The organism is Acidovorax sp. Root267 (assembly GCF_001429215.1).
In the GTDB taxonomy this organism is placed as follows: Bacteria; Pseudomonadota; Gammaproteobacteria; order Burkholderiales; family Burkholderiaceae_C; genus Acidovorax; species Acidovorax radicis.
Genome location: NZ_LMJC01000030.1, coordinates 220,814 through 238,999, shown reverse-complemented (window position 1 = coordinate 238,999; position 18,186 = coordinate 220,814). Strand labels below are relative to the sequence as shown.

Here is an 18,186-nt window from a genome sequence, read left to right as displayed (position 1 = left end):
CGCCGGTGGCCCGGCAAAGCCGGTTCCACGGTGGCGCTGGCCTTGGTGCGGGGTTGGGGTGACGGCATGCCCTAGGGCGTGGCGGGCAAAAAAAAGTCCGCGCGGAGAGGGACGCCAATGGAGGCCCGGCAAAGCCGGTTCCGCGGTGGCGCTGGCCTTGGAGCGGGTTTCGGGTGACGGCACGCCCTAGGGCGTGGCGGGCGAAAAAAAGTCCACGCGGTCGGTGATGATGCCGTCGGTTTCCAGGTGAATGAGCCGCTGCGCGGCCCAGTCGTCGTTCACTGTGTAGCTCAGCGCACGCAGGCCTGCGCCGTGGACCTGTGCGACCAGTGCCGCATCCCACAGTGCGTGGTTGCACACGATGGCCACACAGCCCAGCTGGCGTGCCAGGTCCAGCCAGCCGTTGCGCAACGTGTCCAGCAGCAGGGCGCGTGGAATGTGGGGGGCCGTGGCCCGGGCGCCTGCCAGCGCTTCGGGCTGGAAGGACGAGAACAGGGGCAGCACGGCCTGGCCTTGCCACAGCCGCGCCGCATGTTCCCCCACCACCCGGCCCGTTTTTTCCTCGGCCCCGGGTGTCGGTTTGATTTCGATGTTCAGGAAGAACCCGTTGGCGATGCAGTAGCGTGCCATGTTCTCCAGAGTGGGCAACGGCTCSCCCGCATGGGTGCGCGAATGCCAGCTGCCGGCGTCCAGCTGGGCCAGCGCGCTCCAGGGGTGGTCGCCCCCGGTGTTGCTGGCGGTGGTGCCTAGCACCTGCGCCGCGTTGGTGGTGCGGTCCAGCGTGGCGTCGTGCATCAGAAACGGCACGCCGTCGGCACTCAGCTTGGCGTCGCACTCGAACATGCGGTACCCATGCTGGGCGCCCAGCCGGAAGGCGGCCAGGGTGTTTTCAGGGGCCAGCTTGCCGGCGCCGCGGTGCGCGATCCAGCGGGGGTAGGGCCAGGGGGCCAAGGTGGATACAGGGGCGGGCGAGGGAGCGCTCATGCGGGTTCACCAAACTTCAGCAGGTTGCCGTGGGGGTCGATGACGTACATCTCCTTCATGCCCCAGGGCTGGACGATGGGGGGTGCCACTTGCAGGCCCCGTGCCGTGAAATCCGCGTGCAGCGATTCTGTGTCTGCACGCACATAGCACGAGGTGTTCTCTGCAATGTGGGGTTCGTTGCAGGGCCAGAAATGCAGTTCACAACCATCACGCTGCAGGATCAGGTAGTTGTCCATCTCCAGCAGCGGAGCAAAGCCCAGGTGCTCGGTGTAGAACCGCAGGGTTTCTGCAAGGTTCAGAGACGCCAGCACAGGAACGGTGGCCTGAACCCCGTTCCCGCTGCTGGCGGCCGGCTTGGGCAACATCAGCTCAGGCAGCGATGCGTTTGCCGGTGGTGGCGTCGAATGCGTGCAGGCGGTCTGGGCGCGGCACCACGTGGATCACCGAGTCAGGCGCTGGTGCATGGGTGCCTTCTTCCACGCGCACAATGATCTGCTCGCCATTGATGCGGCCGTAGATCAGGCGTTCGGCGCCCAGCAGTTCGACCGTTTCCACCTTGATTTCCCAGCCTTCGCTGCGCACGTCCAGGTGCTCGGGGCGGATGCCCAGGATGGTGCCGGGCGCGGCGCTGGGGGCGTTCTTGAGCAGGTTCATGGGCGGCGAGCCGATGAAACTGGCCACGAAGGTGGTGGCGGGCGTGTGGTAGACCTCTTCGGGCGTGCCGAACTGCTCCATGTTGCCCGCGTTCATCACGATCATGCGCTGCGCCAGCGTCATGGCTTCCACCTGATCGTGGGTCACGAACAGGCTGGTGATACCGAGTTCACGGTGCAGCTTCTGGATTTCGAGGCGGGTTTGCGCGCGCAGCTTGGCGTCCAGGTTGGACAGCGGCTCGTCAAACAAAAACACCTGGGGCTGGCGCACGATGGCGCGGCCCATGGCCACGCGCTGGCGCTGGCCGCCGGACAGCTCGCGCGGCTTGCGCTCAAGCAGGTGCCCCAATTCAAGGATCTTGGCGGCCTTGTCGACGCGCGCCTTGATTTCTTCCTTGGGGACCTTGGCGATCTTCAGGCCATAGGCCATGTTGTCGAAGTTCGTCATGTGCGGATACAGCGCGTAGTTCTGGAACACCATCGCGATGTCGCGCTGGGCGGGTTCCAGGTCATTGACCACACGGTCGCCGATGCGAAGCTCGCCGCCAGAGATTTCCTCCAGGCCCGCCACCATGCGCAGCAGGGTGGATTTGCCACAGCCCGAGGGGCCCACGATGACGATGAACTCGCCGTCCTTGACCTCGGCGTTGACGCCGTGGATCACCTGGTTGGCCTTGGGGCCGTGGCCGTAGCGCTTGATGATGTTGCGAAGAGATATGGATGCCATGATGCAATAAATTTGATAGCTACAAGTGCTTGATAGATAAGCGCTAGCAGGGGTTTTGTCTTATTTTTCGGTGTCCACCAGGCCCTTGACGAACCAGCGCTGCATGACCACCACCACAAAGGCGGGTGGCAGCATGGCCAGCAGGGCCGTGGCCATCACGATGTTCCACTCGTTGCCCGCATCGCCGCCGGCCAGCATGCGCTTGATGCCGATCACCACGGGGTACATGTCTTCGGACGTGGTCACCAGCAGCGGCCACAGGTACTGGTTCCAGCCATAGATGAACTGGATCACGAACAGCGCGGCAATCGACGTGCGCGACAGCGGCACCAGGATGTCCTTGAAGAAGCGCATCGGGCCGGCGCCGTCCACGCGGGCGGCTTCCACCAGTTCATCCGGCACCGTGAGGAAGAACTGCCGGAACAGGAACGTGGCCGTGGCCGAGGCAATCAGCGGCACCGTGAGGCCCGCGTAGCTGTTGAGCATGCCGAGGTCCGACACCACCTGGTAGGTGGGGCCGATGCGCACTTCCACCGGCAGCATCAGCGTGATGAAGATCAGCCAGAAGCAGATGCCCTTGAACGGGAAGCGGAAGTACACGATGGCGAATGCCGACAGCAGCGAGATCGCGATCTTGCCCAGCGTGATGACGATGGCGGTGACAAAACTCACCCACATCATGCGCGCCACGGGTGCGGTGGAGCCCGCGCCGGAGCCGCCGCCGAACAGGGCGTCGTGGTAGGTTTGCCAGAAGTTGCCGCCGGGCACCATGGGCATGGGCACCTGGACAATGTCCTGCGCCGTGTGGGTGGAGGCCACAAAGGCCAGGTACAGCGGAAAACCGACGATGACCACGCCCAGCACCATGACGAGGTGCGAGAACGCGGTGAAATAAGGACTGCGCTCTACCATGCGAGGGCTCCAGGAGAGAGGGGCGATGAAGAAGACATGCGTGAATCAAAGGGCGCCATTGCGCGTGCCACCGCGGAACCGGCTTTGCCGGGCCGCTGGAGGCGCCCCCTCGAGGGGGAGGCGCCAAAGGCGCTTCGGGGGGGAGTCATCTAGTACTGCACTTTCTTTTCAACGTAGCGGAACTGGATCACGGTGAGCACCACCACGATCACCATCAGCACCACCGACTGCGCGGCCGATCCGCCCATGTCCATGGCCTTGAACCCATCGTGGTAGACCTTGTAGACCAGGATGGCGGTGTCTCGGCCCGGGCCGCCTTGTGTGGTGGCATCGACGATGGCGAAGGTGTCGAAAAACGCGTACACCACGTTGATCACCAGCAGGAAGAACGTGGTGGGCGACAGCAGCGGGAACTGGATGCTCCAGAACCGGCGCCAGGGGCCTGCACCGTCTATGGCGGCGGCCTCGATGAGCGACTTCGGTATGGACTGCAGGCCTGCCAGGAAGAACAGGAAGTTGTAGGAGATCTGCTTCCACACCGCCGCGATCACGATCAGCGCCATGGCGTGGTCGGCGTTGAGCATGTGGTTCCAGTCGAAACCGGACTGGCGCAGCATGTAGGCCACCACCCCCAGCGAGGGCGAAAACATGAACATCCACAGCACGCCCGCCACGGCGGGGGCCACGGCGTAGGGCAGCAGCAGCGCGGTCTTGTAGACCATCGCGCCCTTGATGATGCGGTCGGCAAAGATCGCGAGGATCAGCGACAGCGTGATGCCGCTGACTGCAACCAGGATCGAGAAGAAGGCCGTGGTCTTGAACGACGCCAGGTAGCCCGGGTCCTGGAACAGGTCCCGGAAGTTGTCAAAACCCACCCATTCCTTCGAGAAGCCGAAGGAATCCTGCATCTGGAACGATTGCACCAGGGCCTGACCGGCAGGCCAGAAGAAGAAGACGCTGATGATGGCCAGCTGGGGTGCCAGAAGCACCCACGGCAGCCATGCAGAGCGAAAGAGAACGCGTTTTTCCATGTCCAGACTCTCAAAAAATGTCCCCGCGCTGGCTGCTGCGCGGGAGCGCGGGCCCGCCATCGGGCCGCTTTTGCCGTGGGACTGCCCGGCGGCAAAAAAAGACAACCCGCCGCCCAGTAAACCGCAGGGTTTACGGGGGCGGCGGGCTTTCGATGCCACCGGGCCTCAACGGCCCGGTGGCATCAATAGACGCTCGTCAGAACTTACTTGTTGGCGCGCGCGAAACGGGCCAGTTGCTCGTTGCCACGGGTCACGGCCGTGTCCAGGGCTTCCTTGGGCGACTTCTTGCCCGACCAGATCTGTTCGGTTTCCTCGTCGATGATGGAGCGGATCTGCACGAAGTTGCCCAGGCGGATGCCCCGCGACTTTTCAGTGGCCTTCTTGATCATCTGCGTCACGGCCACGTCGGTGCCGGGGTTCTTGGTGTAGAAGCCCGAAGCCTCGGTCAGCTGGTAGGCGCCCATGGTCACGGGCAGGTAGCCCGTGCGCTGGTGGCTGGCGGCCTGCACCTTGGTGTCATTCAGGAAGTTCAGGAAGTCGGCCACGCCCTTGTATTCCTCAGCCTTCTTGCCAGCCATCACCCACAGGCTGGCGCCGCCGATCGCGGTGTTCTGGGGCGCGCCCTTCACATCGTCGTAATAGGGCAGGGCAGAGATGCCGTAGGCAAACTTGGCTTCCTTGGCCACGCGGGCGTACAGACCGGAAGAGCCGGTGATCATGGCGCATTCGCCCGAAGGGAAGGATGCGTCCGGCAGATTGCCGCGGCCCTTGTAGACGAAGCTACCGTCCTTGGAGGCCTTGGCCAGGTTCTCGAAGTGGCGCACGTGCAGGGGGGTGTTGACCTGCAGCTGGGCGTCGTTGCCGTCAAAGCCGTTGTTCTTGGAGGCGAACAGGGTGTTGTGCCACAGCGAGAAGCTCTCCAGCTGCGTCCAGCTGATCCAGCTGGTGGTGAACGGGCAGCTGTGGCCGCTGGCCTTGAGCTTGGAGGCGGCTGCGAACACTTCGGGCCAGGTCTTTGGCGGCTTGTCGGCGTCCAGGCCGGCCTTCTTGAAGGCGTCCTTGTTGTAATAGAAGATGGTGGTGGAGCTGTTGAGCGGGTAGCTCAGCATCTGGCCATTGGGCGCGGTGTAGTAGCCGGCGACAGCGGACACGTATTGGGTGGGGTCGAACTTGAAGCCTGCATCGTTGAGCACCTTGGCCGCTGGGACGATGGCGCCCTTGCTGGACATCATGGTGGCGGTGCCCACTTCAAACACCTGCAGGATGTGGGGTGCGTTGCCAGCACGGAAGGCGGCGATGGCGCCTGTCATCGATTCGTCATACGTGCCCTTGTAGGTGGGCACGACCTTGTATTTGGTCTGGCTGGCGTTGTATTGTTTGGCCAGATCGTTGACCCAGTCGCCGAGCGCTGCGCTCATCGAATGCCACCACTGAATCTCCACCTGTTGTGCCTGCGCTGGTGCGCAGACCGACAAGGCAATGGCAGCGCAGACCGCCAGATGCTTCGTTTGCATGAATATTTCCTCCGAGGATGACGAAAAGCACAAGGGCTGGATGCTATGCAGCCGATGTGACATTGATATGTCGTTGTCGCATGAGCCTTGCGCTTGCAACAACCGGGGAAACCCCTTGGGGTCCCCATGAGGGAAGCGATTGTGACTCTTTTGTGACAAGGTGTGGCGCATTTGCCGAGGCTTGCAAGGTTTTGTGCAATGCACCATGCTGCGGGTCGCGTGCCAGTCGCCTCCGCGTCGGTTCGTTCGCGCTGCAAACGCGCCGAGTCTCTTTTCTCCACACCCTTTCTTCTTATCGCCATGGCTACCAATTCGCTGGACAAGAACAAGATCAAATTCCTGCTGCTCGAGGGCATCCACGCTTCCGCCGTGGATGTGATCCGTGCTGCTGGCTACACCCAGATCGAGACGGTGTCCGGTGCGCTGCCGGACGAGGAACTCAAGCGCAAGATTGCGGATGTGCACTTCGTGGGCATCCGCTCGCGCACCCAGCTCACCGAAGAGGTGTTTGCCCAGGCGCACAAGCTGGTGGCCGTGGGCTGCTTTTGTATTGGCACCAACCAGGTGGACCTGAACGCCGCGCGCGAACGCGGCATTGCCGTTTTCAACGCGCCGTATTCCAACACCCGCTCTGTGGCCGAGCTGGTGCTGGCCGAGGCCATCCTGCTGCTGCGCGGCATCCCCGAGAAGAACGCGGTGGCGCACCGGGGTGGCTGGCTCAAGTCGGCCGACAACGCGTACGAAATCCGGGGCAAGACTTTGGGTATCGTGGGCTACGGCTCCATCGGCACGCAGCTGTCCGTGCTGGCCGAGGCCCTGGGCATGCAGGTGGCCTTCTTCGACGTGGTCAACAAGCTGCCGTTGGGCAATGCACGCCAGGTGCAGCATCTGCACGACCTGCTGGGGCAGTGCGACATCGTGAGCCTGCACGTGCCCGAACTGCCGTCCACCGAAGGCATGATCGGCGCCGCCGAAATCGCGGCGATGAAACCCGGCGGCATCCTCATCAACGCCGCGCGTGGCACGGTGGTGGATATTGAGGCGCTGGCAGAAGCGCTCAAAGCCAAGCAGCTGCTGGGCGCCGCCATCGACGTGTTCCCGGTGGAGCCGCGCACCAACAAGGACGAGTTCCAGTCGCCCCTGCGCGGCCTGGACAACGTGATTCTGACCCCCCACATCGGTGGCTCCACCATGGAAGCGCAAGCCAACATTGGCCTCGAAGTGGCGGAAAAGCTCGTGAAATACAGCGACAACGGCACCAGCACCTCGTCGGTCAACTTCCCCGAGGTGGCGCTGCCTGCACACCCTGGCAAGCACCGCCTGCTGCACATCCACCGCAACGTGCCGGGCGTGCTGTCGGAGATCAACCGCATCTTCTCGGACAACCAGATCAACATCTCGGCCCAGTACCTGCAGACCAACGAGAAGATCGGCTATGTGGTGATCGACATCGACGCGGCATCGTCCGACCTGGCGCTGGACAAGCTGGCCAAGGTCGGCGGCACACTGCGCAGCCGCGTGCTTTTCTGACGCTGTCCATCGGTCCCTGGCGCCGATCCGCGTAGCCCCGGCCCGGCGAGAGGAGGGCCGGTGGCTTAAAATCGCGCCCCCAAGGCTCATGGGCGCGCAGCGCCCGCCCCAGGTTGACCCCATGAATGTTCCGATTGCGTTGGCTGCCTTGCAGACGCAGGCTGCCGAGCCTGTGCGTCTGCGCGAAATTCCTTACAACTACACCTCGTTCTCCGACCGGGAGATCGTGATCCGCCTGCTGGGGTCTCCGGCCTGGGATGTGCTGGACCAGCTGCGCAAAGAGCGCCGCACCGGGCGATCTGCCCGCATGTTGTATGAAGTGCTGGGCGATATCTGGGTGGTGCAGCGCAACCCCTACCTGCAGGACGACCTGCTGGACAACCCCAACCGCCGCAAGCTCCTGGTCGATGCCCTGCAGCACCGGCTGGGCGAGATCGAAAAACGCCGCACACCCGACGACGACGCCGGGCGCGACCGTCTGGTGGGTGAACTGGTGGTGGCTGCGCGCCGCGCCGTGGCCGAATTCAACGCCACCTTCGAGCAGGCCGCGCAGCTGCGCCGCCAGATCCAGAAGACCCTGGGCCGCCTGACTGCCAAGGACAACATCAAGTTTGACGGCCTCTCGCGCGTGAGCCATGTGACCGACGCGACCGATTGGCGCGTTGAATACCCGTTTGTGGTGCTCACGCCGGATACGGAAACCGAGATGGCAGGCCTGGTCAAGGGCTGCATCGAGCTGGGCCTGACCATCATTCCACGCGGAGGCGGCACCGGCTACACCGGCGGCGCGATTCCGCTGACGTGGAAGAGCGTGGTCATCAACACCGAAAAGCTCGAAGCCATGACCGAGGTGGAGATGCGCCGCCTGCCGGGCATGGACCGCGAAGTGGGCACGGTGTGGACCGAGGCCGGCGTGGTCACCCAGCGCGTGGCCGATGCGGCCGAGCGTGCGGGTTTTGTGTTTGCCGTGGACCCGACCAGCGCCGAGGCCAGCTGCATCGGCGGCAACATCGCCATGAACGCGGGCGGCAAGAAGGCCGTGCTCTGGGGCACGGCGCTGGACAACCTGGCCAGCTGGCGCATGGTGACGCCCGACGCCCAGTGGCTCGAAGTGACGCGGCTGGACCACAACATGGGCAAGATCCATGACGCGGAGACGGCCACCTTCGATCTGCAGTATTTCGAGGCCGACGGCAAGACGCCCGTGCGCACCGAGCGCCTGGCCATCCCCGGTCGCACCTTCCGCAAGGAAGGCCTGGGCAAGGACGTGACGGACAAGTTTCTGTCGGGCCTGCCCGGTATCCAGAAAGAAGGTTGCGATGGCCTCATCACCAGCGCGCGCTGGGTGGTGCACCGCATGCCCGAGCACACGCGCACCGTGTGCATGGAGTTCTTCGGCAACGCCAAGGACGCCGTGCCTTCCATCGTCGAGATCAAGGACTTCATGTTCGCCGAGCAAAAGCGCAGTGGCGTGCTGCTGGCGGGGCTGGAGCACCTGGACGACCGCTACCTGAAGGCCGTGGGCTACGCCACCAAGAGCAAGAAGGGCAACGGTGGCCTGCCCAAGATGGTGCTGATAGGAGACATCGCGGGCGACAACGCCGACGACGTGGCCCGCGTGACCAGCGAGGTCGTGCGCCTGGCCAACACCCGCAGTGGCGAAGGTTTTGTGGCCATCACGGCCGAAGCGCGCAAGAAGTTCTGGGCCGACCGCAAGAAGACGGCCGCCATCAGCCGCCACACCAACGCCTTCAAGATCAACGAAGACGTGGTGATCCCGCTGCCGCGCATGGCCGAGTACACCGACGGCATCGAGCGCATCAACATCGAGCTCTCCCTGCGCAACAAGATCAAGCTGTGCGACGCGCTGACCGAGTTCTTCGAGCGGGGCAACCTGCCCTTGGGCAAACACGACGCCGATGACGAGGTGCCCTCGCCGGAGCTGCTGCAGGAGCGCGTGGCCCAGGCCATCGGTTTGGTGGAGGAGGTCCGCGCGCTGTGGCAAGGCTGGCTGCACGGTGTGGAAACCCTGTTTCCCCAACTGCAGGACCACACGCTGCGCGCGAGCTGGAAGATCCAGCTGCGGGCGCCGCTGCAAGGCATCTTCACCGGCGCGGCGTTCAAGCCCATCCTGGACGAGGCTGTGGCCATCCACAAGCGCGTGCTCAAGGGCCGGGTGTGGGTGGCGCTGCACATGCATGCGGGCGACGGCAATGTGCACACCAACCTGCCCGTCAACAGCGACGACTATGAGATGCTGCAGACCGCGCACGAGGCCGTGGCGCGCATCATGGTGCTGGCGCGCAGCCTGGACGGCGTGATTTCGGGCGAACACGGCATTGGCATCACCAAGCTGGAGTTCTTGACCGACGAAGAGCTGCTGCCGTTTGCGCAGTACAAGCAGCGGGTGGACCCCGAGGGCCGCTTCAATAAGGGTAAGTTGCTCCGGAATCAGGAGCTACCAGCGGTTGATGGACAAGCGCTGGAGGCCAATTTGGCTTCAAATTCGGCGTCGAAGCCCGCCTTGCAGGCCGACCTGACGAATGCCTACACCCCCAGTTTCGGCCTCATGGGGCACGAGTCGCTGATCATGCAGCAGAGCGACATCGGCGCGATTGCCGATTCGGTCAAGGACTGCCTGCGCTGCGGCAAGTGCAAGCCCGTGTGCTCCACGCACGTGCCACGCGCCAATTTGCTCTACAGCCCGCGCAACAAGATCCTGGCCACCTCGCTGCTGGTCGAGGCGTTTTTGTACGAAGAGCAGACCCGCCGGGGTGTGAGCATCAAGCACTGGCAGGAGTTTGAGGACGTGGCCGACCATTGCACGGTGTGCCACAAGTGCGAAAGCCCCTGCCCGGTGAAGATCGACTTCGGCGACGTCACCATGAACATGCGCAACCTGCTGCGCAAGATGGGCAAGAAGACGTTCCGGCCTGGCAACGCGCTGGCGATGACCATGCTCAACGCCACCAACCCGGACACCATCAAGTTCATGCGTTCGGCCATGGTGGATGTGGGCTTCAAGGCTCAGCGCCTGGCCGTGGATCTGCTGCGCAAGGTGGGCCGCAAGCAGACGGCCAAGCCGCCGGCGACGGTGGGCACGGCTCCGATCAAGGAGCAGGTGATCCATTTCATCAACAAGAAGCTGCCGGGGGGATTGCCCAAGAAGACGGCGCGCGCACTGCTCGATATCGAGGACAAGGACTACGTGCCCATCATCCGCAACCCGGCCACCACCACGGCCGAGACGGAAGCGGTGTTCTATTTCCCGGGGTGTGGCTCGGAGCGCCTGTTCAGCCAGGTCGGCCTGGCCACGCAGGCCATGCTGTGGCACACCGGGGTGCAAACCGTGCTGCCCCCGGGCTACCTGTGCTGCGGCTACCCCCAGCGCGGCTCGGGCCAGTTCGACAAGGCCGAGAAGATGATCACCGACAACCGGGTGCTCTTCCACCGCGTGGCCAACACGCTCAACTACCTTGACATCAAGACCGTGGTGGTGAGCTGTGGCACCTGCTACGACCAGCTGCAGGGCTACGAATTCGACAAGATCTTCCCGGGCAGCCGGATCATCGACATCCACGAGTACCTGCTGGAGAAGGGTGTCAGCCTGCAGGGCAAGGGGGCGTACCTGTACCACGAGCCTTGCCACAACCCGATGAAGCTTCAGGACTCGATGAAGACCGTGAAGGCGCTGGTGGGCGAGCAGGTCCTGAAGAGCGAACGCTGCTGCGGAGAGTCCGGCACGCTGGGCGTGACGCGCCCGGATGTGTCCACGCAAGTGCGCTTTCGCAAGGAAGAAGAAATCAAGAAGGGCGAGGCCCAGCTGCGTGCCAGCGGCGCAGTGGGCGCGCAGGACAACGTGAAGATCCTCACCAGCTGCCCGAGCTGCCTGCAGGGCCTGAACCGCTACGAAGGCGACCTGAACAACGGTCTGCTCGAAGCCGACTACATCGTGGTCGAGATGGCGCGCGAAATCCTGGGCGAGAACTGGATGCCCGACTATGTCCAGCGCGCCAACCAGGGCGGCATTGAGCGGGTGCTGGTCTGATGGTCTGCCCTTTGTGCGCCGAAGACGGTGGCGCATTGGTCTGGCGCGGTGAGCGCCTGCGTGTCATCCGTGCGCAGGAGGCGGGGTTTCCTGCCTTCTACCGCGTGGTCTGGAATGCGCATGTGGCCGAGTTCTCGGACCTGGCTGCTACCGAACGCGCCCACTGCATGGAGGCCGTGACGGTGGTGGAGCAGGCCCTGCGCCAGCACCTGTCGCCCACCAAGGTCAACATTGCGGCACTGGGCAACATGGTGCCGCACCTGCACTGGCATGTGATTGCGCGGTTTGACTGGGATACGCACTTCCCCTCACCCGTGTGGGCGGCTGCGCAGCGGCCCAGCCCTGCGGCGCAAGAGGCTGCAGTGCAGGCGCTGCTGCCAGCGCTGGAAACCGCCTTGCGTCTACAGCTGGCGCCCCTGGCTGCTGCGTGACTGGCGCTCTGCCAGGTGATGGAGCGTCTCCCGGCCCTCTGGGTGGTGGGGTCTGCGGCGAGTGGGACAATCATGGCCGTCGTTTCTGACAACAGTTTTCTCACAGGTGAATCCATGGCAGGTTTGAAAGCGGGCGCGCCCACGCCGCAGGCAATCACGGTGCACGAGGCATCGCGGGTGCTCGAAGTGGGGTTCTCCGATGGCGCCACGTTCCGCATTCCGTTTGAGCTGATGCGCGTGTATTCACCGTCGGCCGAAGTGCAGGGCCATGGCCCGGGCCAGGAAGTGCTGCAGACGGGCAAGCGGGAGGTCACGCTGGTCCACCTGGAGCCCGTGGGCAACTACGCGGTCAAGCCCACGTTTTCCGACGGGCACGAGAGTGGCATCTTTAGCTGGGATTACCTCTACGAATTGGGCCAGCAGCAAGACGCGCTGTGGACCCAATACACCGAGCGGCTGGCCGCCGCAGGGGCCGACCGCGATGCGCCCATGGCGCCCAAGGGTGGTGCCGGGGGCCATGCCTGCGGCAGCCATTGAGGCGGAAAGCCGGGTGGTTTTCTGGCGGAGCACAGAACGCGGCGGAAGCCCTTGTCCGTCAAGGTGCTATTGAAATGATAGCTGTTGGCGCAATATAGATAAGCGCTAGCGGCTGATTTTTCTTCAATAGTGTTGTCTAAATTGCGACAGATGCCCCATTTCAGTGCGGGGTTGTCGCTGTACCTCTGGCGTTCACGCGCCTAGCATGATTCTTATGAGTACCACGCATTTTGGTTTTCAGTCGGTGGATGAGCAGGAAAAGGCACGCCGCGTGCGGGGTGTGTTCGACTCCGTGGCCTCCAAGTACGACGTGATGAACGACCTCATGTCGGCGGGCCTGCACCGCGCCTGGAAGGCCTACACAGTGATGGTGGCCAACCTGCGCGAAGGCAGCCAGGTGCTGGACATTGCAGGCGGCACGGGCGACCTGGCGCTGGCGTTCTCCAAGAAGGTGGGTGCCACCGGCCGCGTGGTGCATACCGACATCAACGAAGCCATGCTGCGCGTGGGGCGTGACCGCCTGATCGATGCGGGTGTGGTGTTGCCGACGACGGTTTGCGATGCCGAAAAGCTGCCGTTCCCGGACGGGCATTTCGATGTGGTGAGCGTGGCCTTCGGCCTGCGCAACATGACGCACAAGGACCAGGCGATTGCCGAGATGTGCCGTGTGCTCAAGCCCGGCGGCAAGCTGCTGGTGCTCGAGTTTTCCAAGGTGGCCAAGCCGCTGGAGAAAGCGTACGACTGGTATTCGTTCAAGGTGCTGCCCCAGCTGGGCAAGCTGGTGGCCGGTGACGACGCGAGTTACCGGTATCTGGCTGAATCGATCCGCATGCATCCGGGCCAGGAAGAACTCAAAAGCCTCATGCAAAAAAATGGCTTTGGGCATGTGGACTATCACAACATGACAGGGGGCATTGTGGCCTTGCATGTTGGAATCAAGTGCTGAGCGTTTCGCTTGGTCATTAACGGAGACGGAGAAGTCATGATGAAACTGTGGTCTGTGGTGTTGGTCGCGATGCTGGCGTTTGCGCACGCCGATGCCGACGCCCGGCGACTGGGTGGTGGAAAATCGACGGGTCAGCAGTCGAACAACGTAACGCAACGCGAGTCGGCAACGCCGCCCGCGACGCCAGGTGCTCCGGCCCAGAGCGCTACCAATGCGGCTGCCAAGCCCGCCGCTGCGGGTGCGGCAGCCCCTGCGGCCGCAGCCGCCAAGAAGCCTTGGGGTGCGATGCTGGGTGGCCTGGCCGCCGGTCTGGGCCTGGCGTGGCTGGCCCACTCCCTGGGGCTGGGCGCAGGGTTCGGCAATATTCTGATGATCGCGCTGCTGGCGCTGGCCGCGTTTGCCATCTTCAAGATGGTGATGCGTGCACGCAGTGGTGGTGGTGGCGGCAATGGCGGTGCTGCTGCCGGCGGTGCTCCGTTCGCTTTCCAGGGGGCGGGTGCTGCAACGCCTGCCGCCGCGCAGGTGCCTCCACAGTACAGCCCGAACAACGTGGGCAACGACGCCTCGGCGCGCCCCTGGGAGCGCAGCAGCATGGCGTTCGACGCCTCGCGAGCTGCGCAGGGCGGGGTGGGCACGGGTGTGGTCATTGGCTCGGGCCTGTCGGGTTCCCAGAACTGGGGCATCCCGGAAGGCTTTGATACCGAGGGCTTCCTGTCTGCTGCCAAGCGCAATTTCGTCACTCTGCAAGCCGCCTGGGACCGTTCGGACATCAACACGCTGCGGTCCATGATGACCGACAGCATGTTGGGCGAGATCCGCACCCAGCTGACAGAGCGCGAAGACCACCGTGGCGTGCAGCCCAACCACACCGATGTGGTCATGATCGAAGCCCAGTTGCTGGGCATTGAAGACCTGGGTGATGGCTACATGGCCAGCGTCGAGTTCTCCGGCATGATCCGCGAAGAGCCTTCGGCGGGCCCGAGCCCCTTCCGTGAGGTCTGGAACATGACCAAACCCAAGGCCGGCAGCAGCGGCTGGCTGGTGGCGGGTGTGCAGGCCCTGCAGTAATAAAGGAAATGCCCCGCAGTGGGGCTATCCCAGTTCAGGGAATAATCGGGGACTATGGCAACACCACAGTCCCCTTTTTCGTTTCTGGACGGCCTCTTTGAGCGCGTGGCCGCCGGCCCCCAGCCCCCCCAATGGCTCGTGCACGAGATGCAGCAGCGGATCGTGCTGTTCCTCAACCACGTGCTGATGCAGGAAAAAGAGGCGATGGACCGTCTGGTGCGCCAGAAGGGCAGCATCGCCCGCGTACAGTGGCGCGCCTATTCGATGGCCCTGGCCATCACACCGGCCGGGCTGTTCAATCTCGCGCCGGAGGCCGCCGTGGCCGATCTGCGGCTGGAAGTGACCGAGACCTCTCCCTTCGCGCTGGCCCAGACCGCGCTGCGGGGTGACAAGCCCTCCATCCGCATCGAAGGCGATGTGCAGTTGGCCGCCGAGATCAACTGGCTGGTCGACCATGTGCGTTGGGATGTCGAGGAAGACCTCGCACGCGTGATGGGCGACGCCCCTGCCCATACCGTGGCGCAGGTTGCGCGCCGCGCCGCGCAGGCGCTGCGCCAGTTTGTGGGCGCACGCGTGGCACCATCGTCGTCGGCCTTGGTGCCCGTGCCCCCCGAGCCTGCCACGCCAGCTGCGCCGAACGGCGGATCCGAGCGGGCGGGGGCATGAAGCAGTTCCTCCGGGGGGGCGCCATCCTTTGGGTGGTGTTCCGGTACGGCCTGGATGCCATGGTGCTGGACAGCTTCCAGAAACCCTGGCTGCGCTCGGCATCACGGGTCCTGTCGTTCGGGCGCAACCTGGATGCACCACGCGGCCAGCGGCTGCGCCTGGCGCTGGAGCGCCTGGGGCCCATCTTCGTCAAGTTCGGCCAGGTGCTTTCGACGCGCCGCGACCTCCTTCCACCAGATGTGGCCGACGAGCTGGCCCGGCTGCAGGACCGCGTGCCCCCGTTCGACCCGGAAATTGCGATGGCCACCATCGAGCGGGCATTCCGCCGTCCGGTGGATGAAGTCTTCACTTCCTTTGAACGTGTGCCGGTGGCCAGCGCGTCGATTGCACAGGTGCATTTCGCCACGCTGCGCGACCGCAACGGCATCGAGCGCGAGGTGGCGGTCAAGGTGCTGCGCCCGGGCATGCTGCCCGTGATCGAGAAAGACCTGGGCCTCATGCGCATGATGGCCGGGTGGGTGGAGAACCTGTCAGCCGATGGCAAGCGCCTCAAGCCCCGCGAAGTGGTCGCCGAGTTTGACAACTACCTGCACGACGAGCTGGACCTGGTGCGCGAGGCTGCCAACGCCGCCCAACTGCGCCGCAACATGCAGGGGCTGGACCTGGTGCTGATCCCGGAGATCCTGTGGGACTTCTGTCACCCGGAGGTCATGGTGATGCAGCGCATGAACGGTGTGCCCATCAGCCAGATGGACCGCTTGCGCGACGCGGGCGTGGACATCCCCAAGCTGGCGCGCGACGGTGTCACCATCTTCTTCACCCAGGTGTTCCGCGACGGCTTCTTTCATGCCGACATGCACCCCGGCAACATCCAGGTGAGCCTGGACCCCGCCACCTTCGGGCGCTATATCTCGCTGGACTTCGGCATCGTGGGCACGCTCACCGAGTCTGACAAAGAGTATCTGGCACAGAACTTCGTGGCGTTCTTCCGGCGCGACTACAAGCGCGTGGCCGAGCTGCACATCGAAAGCGGCTGGGTGCCGCCCGAAACGCGGGTGAACGACCTCGAATCGGCCATCCGCGCCGTGTGCGAACCGTACTTCGACCGGCCGTTGAAGGAAATTTCGCTCGGCATGGTGCTGATGCGCCTGTTCCAGACCTCGCGGCGCTTCCATGTGGAGATCCAGCCGCAGCTGGTACTGCTGCAAAAGACGCTGCTCAACATCGAAGGCCTGGGCCGCGAGCTGGACCCGGAGCTCGACTTGTGGAGCACGGCCAAGCCGTTCCTGGAGAAGTGGATGCTGGAGCAGATGGGGCCGCAGCGCCTGTGGCGTGAGCTGCGGGCGGAGGCTCCCCACTATGCCAAACTGATCCCCGAGCTGCCACGCCTGCTGTATGACGCGCTGCGGCAGCGCCCGGCCGACCACCAGCACGCTCTGCGCGAACTGCTGGATGCGCAAAAACGCACCAATCGCCTGTTGCAAGGCATCATTTTTGCTGGGGTCGGGTTTGTGCTGGGATTGCTGGTCATGCAGCTGCTGGTCAGAATCCGGCTGTTTTAGAAGTCTGCCGACCCAGCGTTCTTGAACAGGAACGCCAAACTGACAGATTTCATTTCTTCACACCAGATAAATTGAGACAAAGAGAGAGGAGCGCGCCGTGCTGTTGACCCTGGTTATCGTTTACCTCCTGATCACGATTGGTATCGGTCTGCTGGCAGCCCGGCGCGTGAAGAACGCGGCGGACTTCGCCATCGCCGGGCGGCATCTGCCGCTGTACATGATCATCACCACCACGTTTGCCACGTGGTTCGGTTCGGAAACGGTGCTGGGCATTCCGGCCAAGTTCATCGAGGGCGGCCTTGGCAATGTCGTGGAAGATCCATTCGGCGCCGGCTTCTGCCTGATCCTGGTGGGCCTGTTCTTTGCGGGCAAGCTTTACCGCATGACGCTGCTGACCATCAGCGATTACTACCGGGAGCGCTACGGCCGCACGGTGGAGGTCGTCTGCTCGCTCATCATCATGCTCAGCTATCTGGGCTGGGTCTCGGCCCAGGTCACTGCGCTGGGCCTGGTGTTCAACCTGCTTTCGGGCGGCTCTATCAGTATTCCCATGGGCATGACCATCGGTGTGGTGTCCATCCTGGCGTACACGTTGTTTGGCGGCATGTGGTCGGTGGCGGTGACGGACTTCATCCAGATGATCATTCTGGTGGTGGGGCTGGCTGTGATTGCCGTGTTCGCGGGCAGCATGGCCGGCGGCGCTGGCAAGGTCATCGAATTCGCATCCAGCCGCGAGTTGTTCCGCTTCCTGCCCGAGCCCAAGTTCCATGACGTGGTTTTCTTCATTGCAGCGGGCGTGACCATGATGTTTGGCTCCATCCCGCAGCAGGACGTATTCCAGCGTGTCATGTCGGCCAACAACATCCAGGCGGCCACGCGCGGCCCGGTGATTGGCGGCATCTGCTACATCCTGTTCGCCTTCGTGCCCATGTTCCTGGTGGCCAGTGCGCTCATCATCATGCCCACCGAGACAGCCGCGCTGCTCAAGGACGATCCGCAAAAGGTGCTGCCCACGTTGGTGCTGGAGAAGATGCCGTTTGTGATGCAGGTGCTGTTTTTTGGTGCACTGCTGTCGGCGCTCAAGTCCACGGCCTCGGCCACGCTGCTGGCGCCCAGCGTGACCTTCACGGAGAACATCTGGCGGCAGTTTCGCCCGCACAGCTCTGACAAGCAGCATCTGCGGACCATGCGCATCACCACCCTGGTGTTCAGCGCCTGCGTGTTGGCGTATGCCATCTACATGCAGGGCACGTCGATCTACGAACTGGTGTCAGGCGCCTACCAGGTGCCGCTCGTGGGCGCCTTTGTGCCCCTGGTTTTTGGTCTCTACTGGAAACGTGCCACCACCCAAGGGGCCATATTTGCCATCGTGCTGGGGCTGGTGACCTGGTTGCTGTTCCTGGCAACGCCTGCCGGTGTTGTCTTCCCCGCGCAGCTGGCAGGCCTGCTCGCGGCGCTGGCGGGCATGCTGATCGGCTCGTTGGGCCCGCAGGCCATCCGCAACAGCCACGCATCCCATCACAAGCTGGTCGGGACGGAGTAACGCTGTGGAGATGGGCGTGCCGCCTATAATTGAG

At 63.8% G+C, this 18,186-nt stretch carries 15 protein-coding genes; 9 read left to right on the top strand and 6 right to left on the bottom strand.

Translation table 11 applies throughout. The annotated features are described in order from the left end of the window. Positions 1–186: 186 nt before the first annotated feature. The 6 genes from ugpQ to ugpB all read right to left on the bottom strand — a co-directional run bounded on the left by ugpQ (position 187) and on the right by ugpB (position 5,821). A complete protein-coding gene (gene ugpQ, locus ASE39_RS19710) occupies positions 187–984 on the bottom strand; it encodes a glycerophosphodiester phosphodiesterase (RefSeq protein ID WP_057228845.1) in 798 nt (265 codons plus the stop codon). Beyond that, positions 981–1,349 (bottom strand): VOC family protein, encoded by a 369-nt coding sequence (locus ASE39_RS19705; protein WP_057228841.1) that lies wholly within the window; start codon positions 1,347–1,349, stop codon positions 981–983. Before ASE39_RS19705 ends, ugpQ begins: the two co-directional genes overlap by 4 nt. Positions 1,350–1,353: 4 nt before the next feature. Continuing rightward, positions 1,354–2,364, bottom strand: a complete 1,011-nt coding sequence (locus ASE39_RS19700; RefSeq protein WP_010461971.1) for a sn-glycerol-3-phosphate import ATP-binding protein UgpC — start codon at positions 2,362–2,364, stop codon at positions 1,354–1,356. A gap of 60 nt (positions 2,365–2,424) precedes the next feature. After that, the gene (gene ugpE / locus ASE39_RS19695; RefSeq protein WP_010461970.1) at positions 2,425–3,276 is read right to left on the bottom strand and encodes a sn-glycerol-3-phosphate ABC transporter permease UgpE; all 852 of its coding nucleotides are present in this window, start codon (positions 3,274–3,276) and stop codon (positions 2,425–2,427) included. Between the two features lie 149 nt (positions 3,277–3,425). Beyond that, positions 3,426–4,307 (bottom strand): sn-glycerol-3-phosphate ABC transporter permease UgpA, encoded by an 882-nt coding sequence (gene ugpA, locus ASE39_RS19690; RefSeq protein ID WP_010461967.1) that lies wholly within the window; start codon positions 4,305–4,307, stop codon positions 3,426–3,428. Positions 4,308–4,510: 203 nt separating this feature from the next. Then, positions 4,511–5,821, bottom strand: coding sequence for a sn-glycerol-3-phosphate ABC transporter substrate-binding protein UgpB (gene ugpB, locus ASE39_RS19685; protein ID WP_010461964.1), 1,311 nt, complete (start codon positions 5,819–5,821; stop codon positions 4,511–4,513). A 300-nt stretch (positions 5,822–6,121) separates the two neighbouring features. Between ugpB and serA the strand changes: the two genes are divergently transcribed. From serA to ASE39_RS19640, 9 genes are all read left to right on the top strand, one after another. After that, on the top strand, positions 6,122–7,351 hold the full coding sequence (gene serA / locus ASE39_RS19680; RefSeq protein ID WP_057228839.1) for a phosphoglycerate dehydrogenase: 1,230 nt from the start codon (positions 6,122–6,124) through the stop codon (positions 7,349–7,351). Positions 7,352–7,472: 121 nt separating this feature from the next. Further along, on the top strand, positions 7,473–11,399 hold the full coding sequence (locus tag ASE39_RS19675; protein ID WP_057272330.1) for an FAD/FMN-binding oxidoreductase: 3,927 nt from the start codon (positions 7,473–7,475) through the stop codon (positions 11,397–11,399). Further along, a complete protein-coding gene (locus ASE39_RS19670) occupies positions 11,399–11,830 on the top strand; it encodes an HIT family protein (protein WP_057272249.1) in 432 nt (143 codons plus the stop codon). The genes ASE39_RS19675 and ASE39_RS19670 overlap by 1 nt, the downstream gene beginning before the upstream one ends. A gap of 114 nt (positions 11,831–11,944) precedes the next feature. Next, positions 11,945–12,367, top strand: a complete 423-nt coding sequence (locus ASE39_RS19665) for a DUF971 domain-containing protein (RefSeq protein WP_057228835.1) — start codon at positions 11,945–11,947, stop codon at positions 12,365–12,367. A 214-nt stretch (positions 12,368–12,581) separates the two neighbouring features. Then, positions 12,582–13,313 carry a bifunctional demethylmenaquinone methyltransferase/2-methoxy-6-polyprenyl-1,4-benzoquinol methylase UbiE gene (gene ubiE / locus ASE39_RS19660; protein WP_010461955.1) on the top strand — a complete coding sequence of 244 codons (732 nt, stop codon included), beginning with the start codon at positions 12,582–12,584 and terminating at the stop codon, positions 13,311–13,313. 36 nt (positions 13,314–13,349) lie between these two features. Continuing rightward, positions 13,350–14,381 carry a TIM44-like domain-containing protein gene (locus tag ASE39_RS19655; RefSeq protein ID WP_057272248.1) on the top strand — a complete coding sequence of 344 codons (1,032 nt, stop codon included), beginning with the start codon at positions 13,350–13,352 and terminating at the stop codon, positions 14,379–14,381. Between the two features lie 54 nt (positions 14,382–14,435). Continuing rightward, positions 14,436–15,047, top strand: coding sequence for a hypothetical protein (locus ASE39_RS19650; RefSeq protein ID WP_057228833.1), 612 nt, complete (start codon positions 14,436–14,438; stop codon positions 15,045–15,047). Continuing rightward, on the top strand, positions 15,044–16,609 hold the full coding sequence (ubiB, locus tag ASE39_RS19645; RefSeq protein WP_010461949.1) for a ubiquinone biosynthesis regulatory protein kinase UbiB: 1,566 nt from the start codon (positions 15,044–15,046) through the stop codon (positions 16,607–16,609). The genes ASE39_RS19650 and ubiB overlap by 4 nt, the downstream gene beginning before the upstream one ends. A 97-nt stretch (positions 16,610–16,706) precedes the next feature. After that, the gene (locus ASE39_RS19640; RefSeq protein ID WP_057272247.1) at positions 16,707–18,152 is read left to right on the top strand and encodes a sodium:solute symporter family protein; all 1,446 of its coding nucleotides are present in this window, start codon (positions 16,707–16,709) and stop codon (positions 18,150–18,152) included. Positions 18,153–18,186 lie beyond the last annotated feature (34 nt).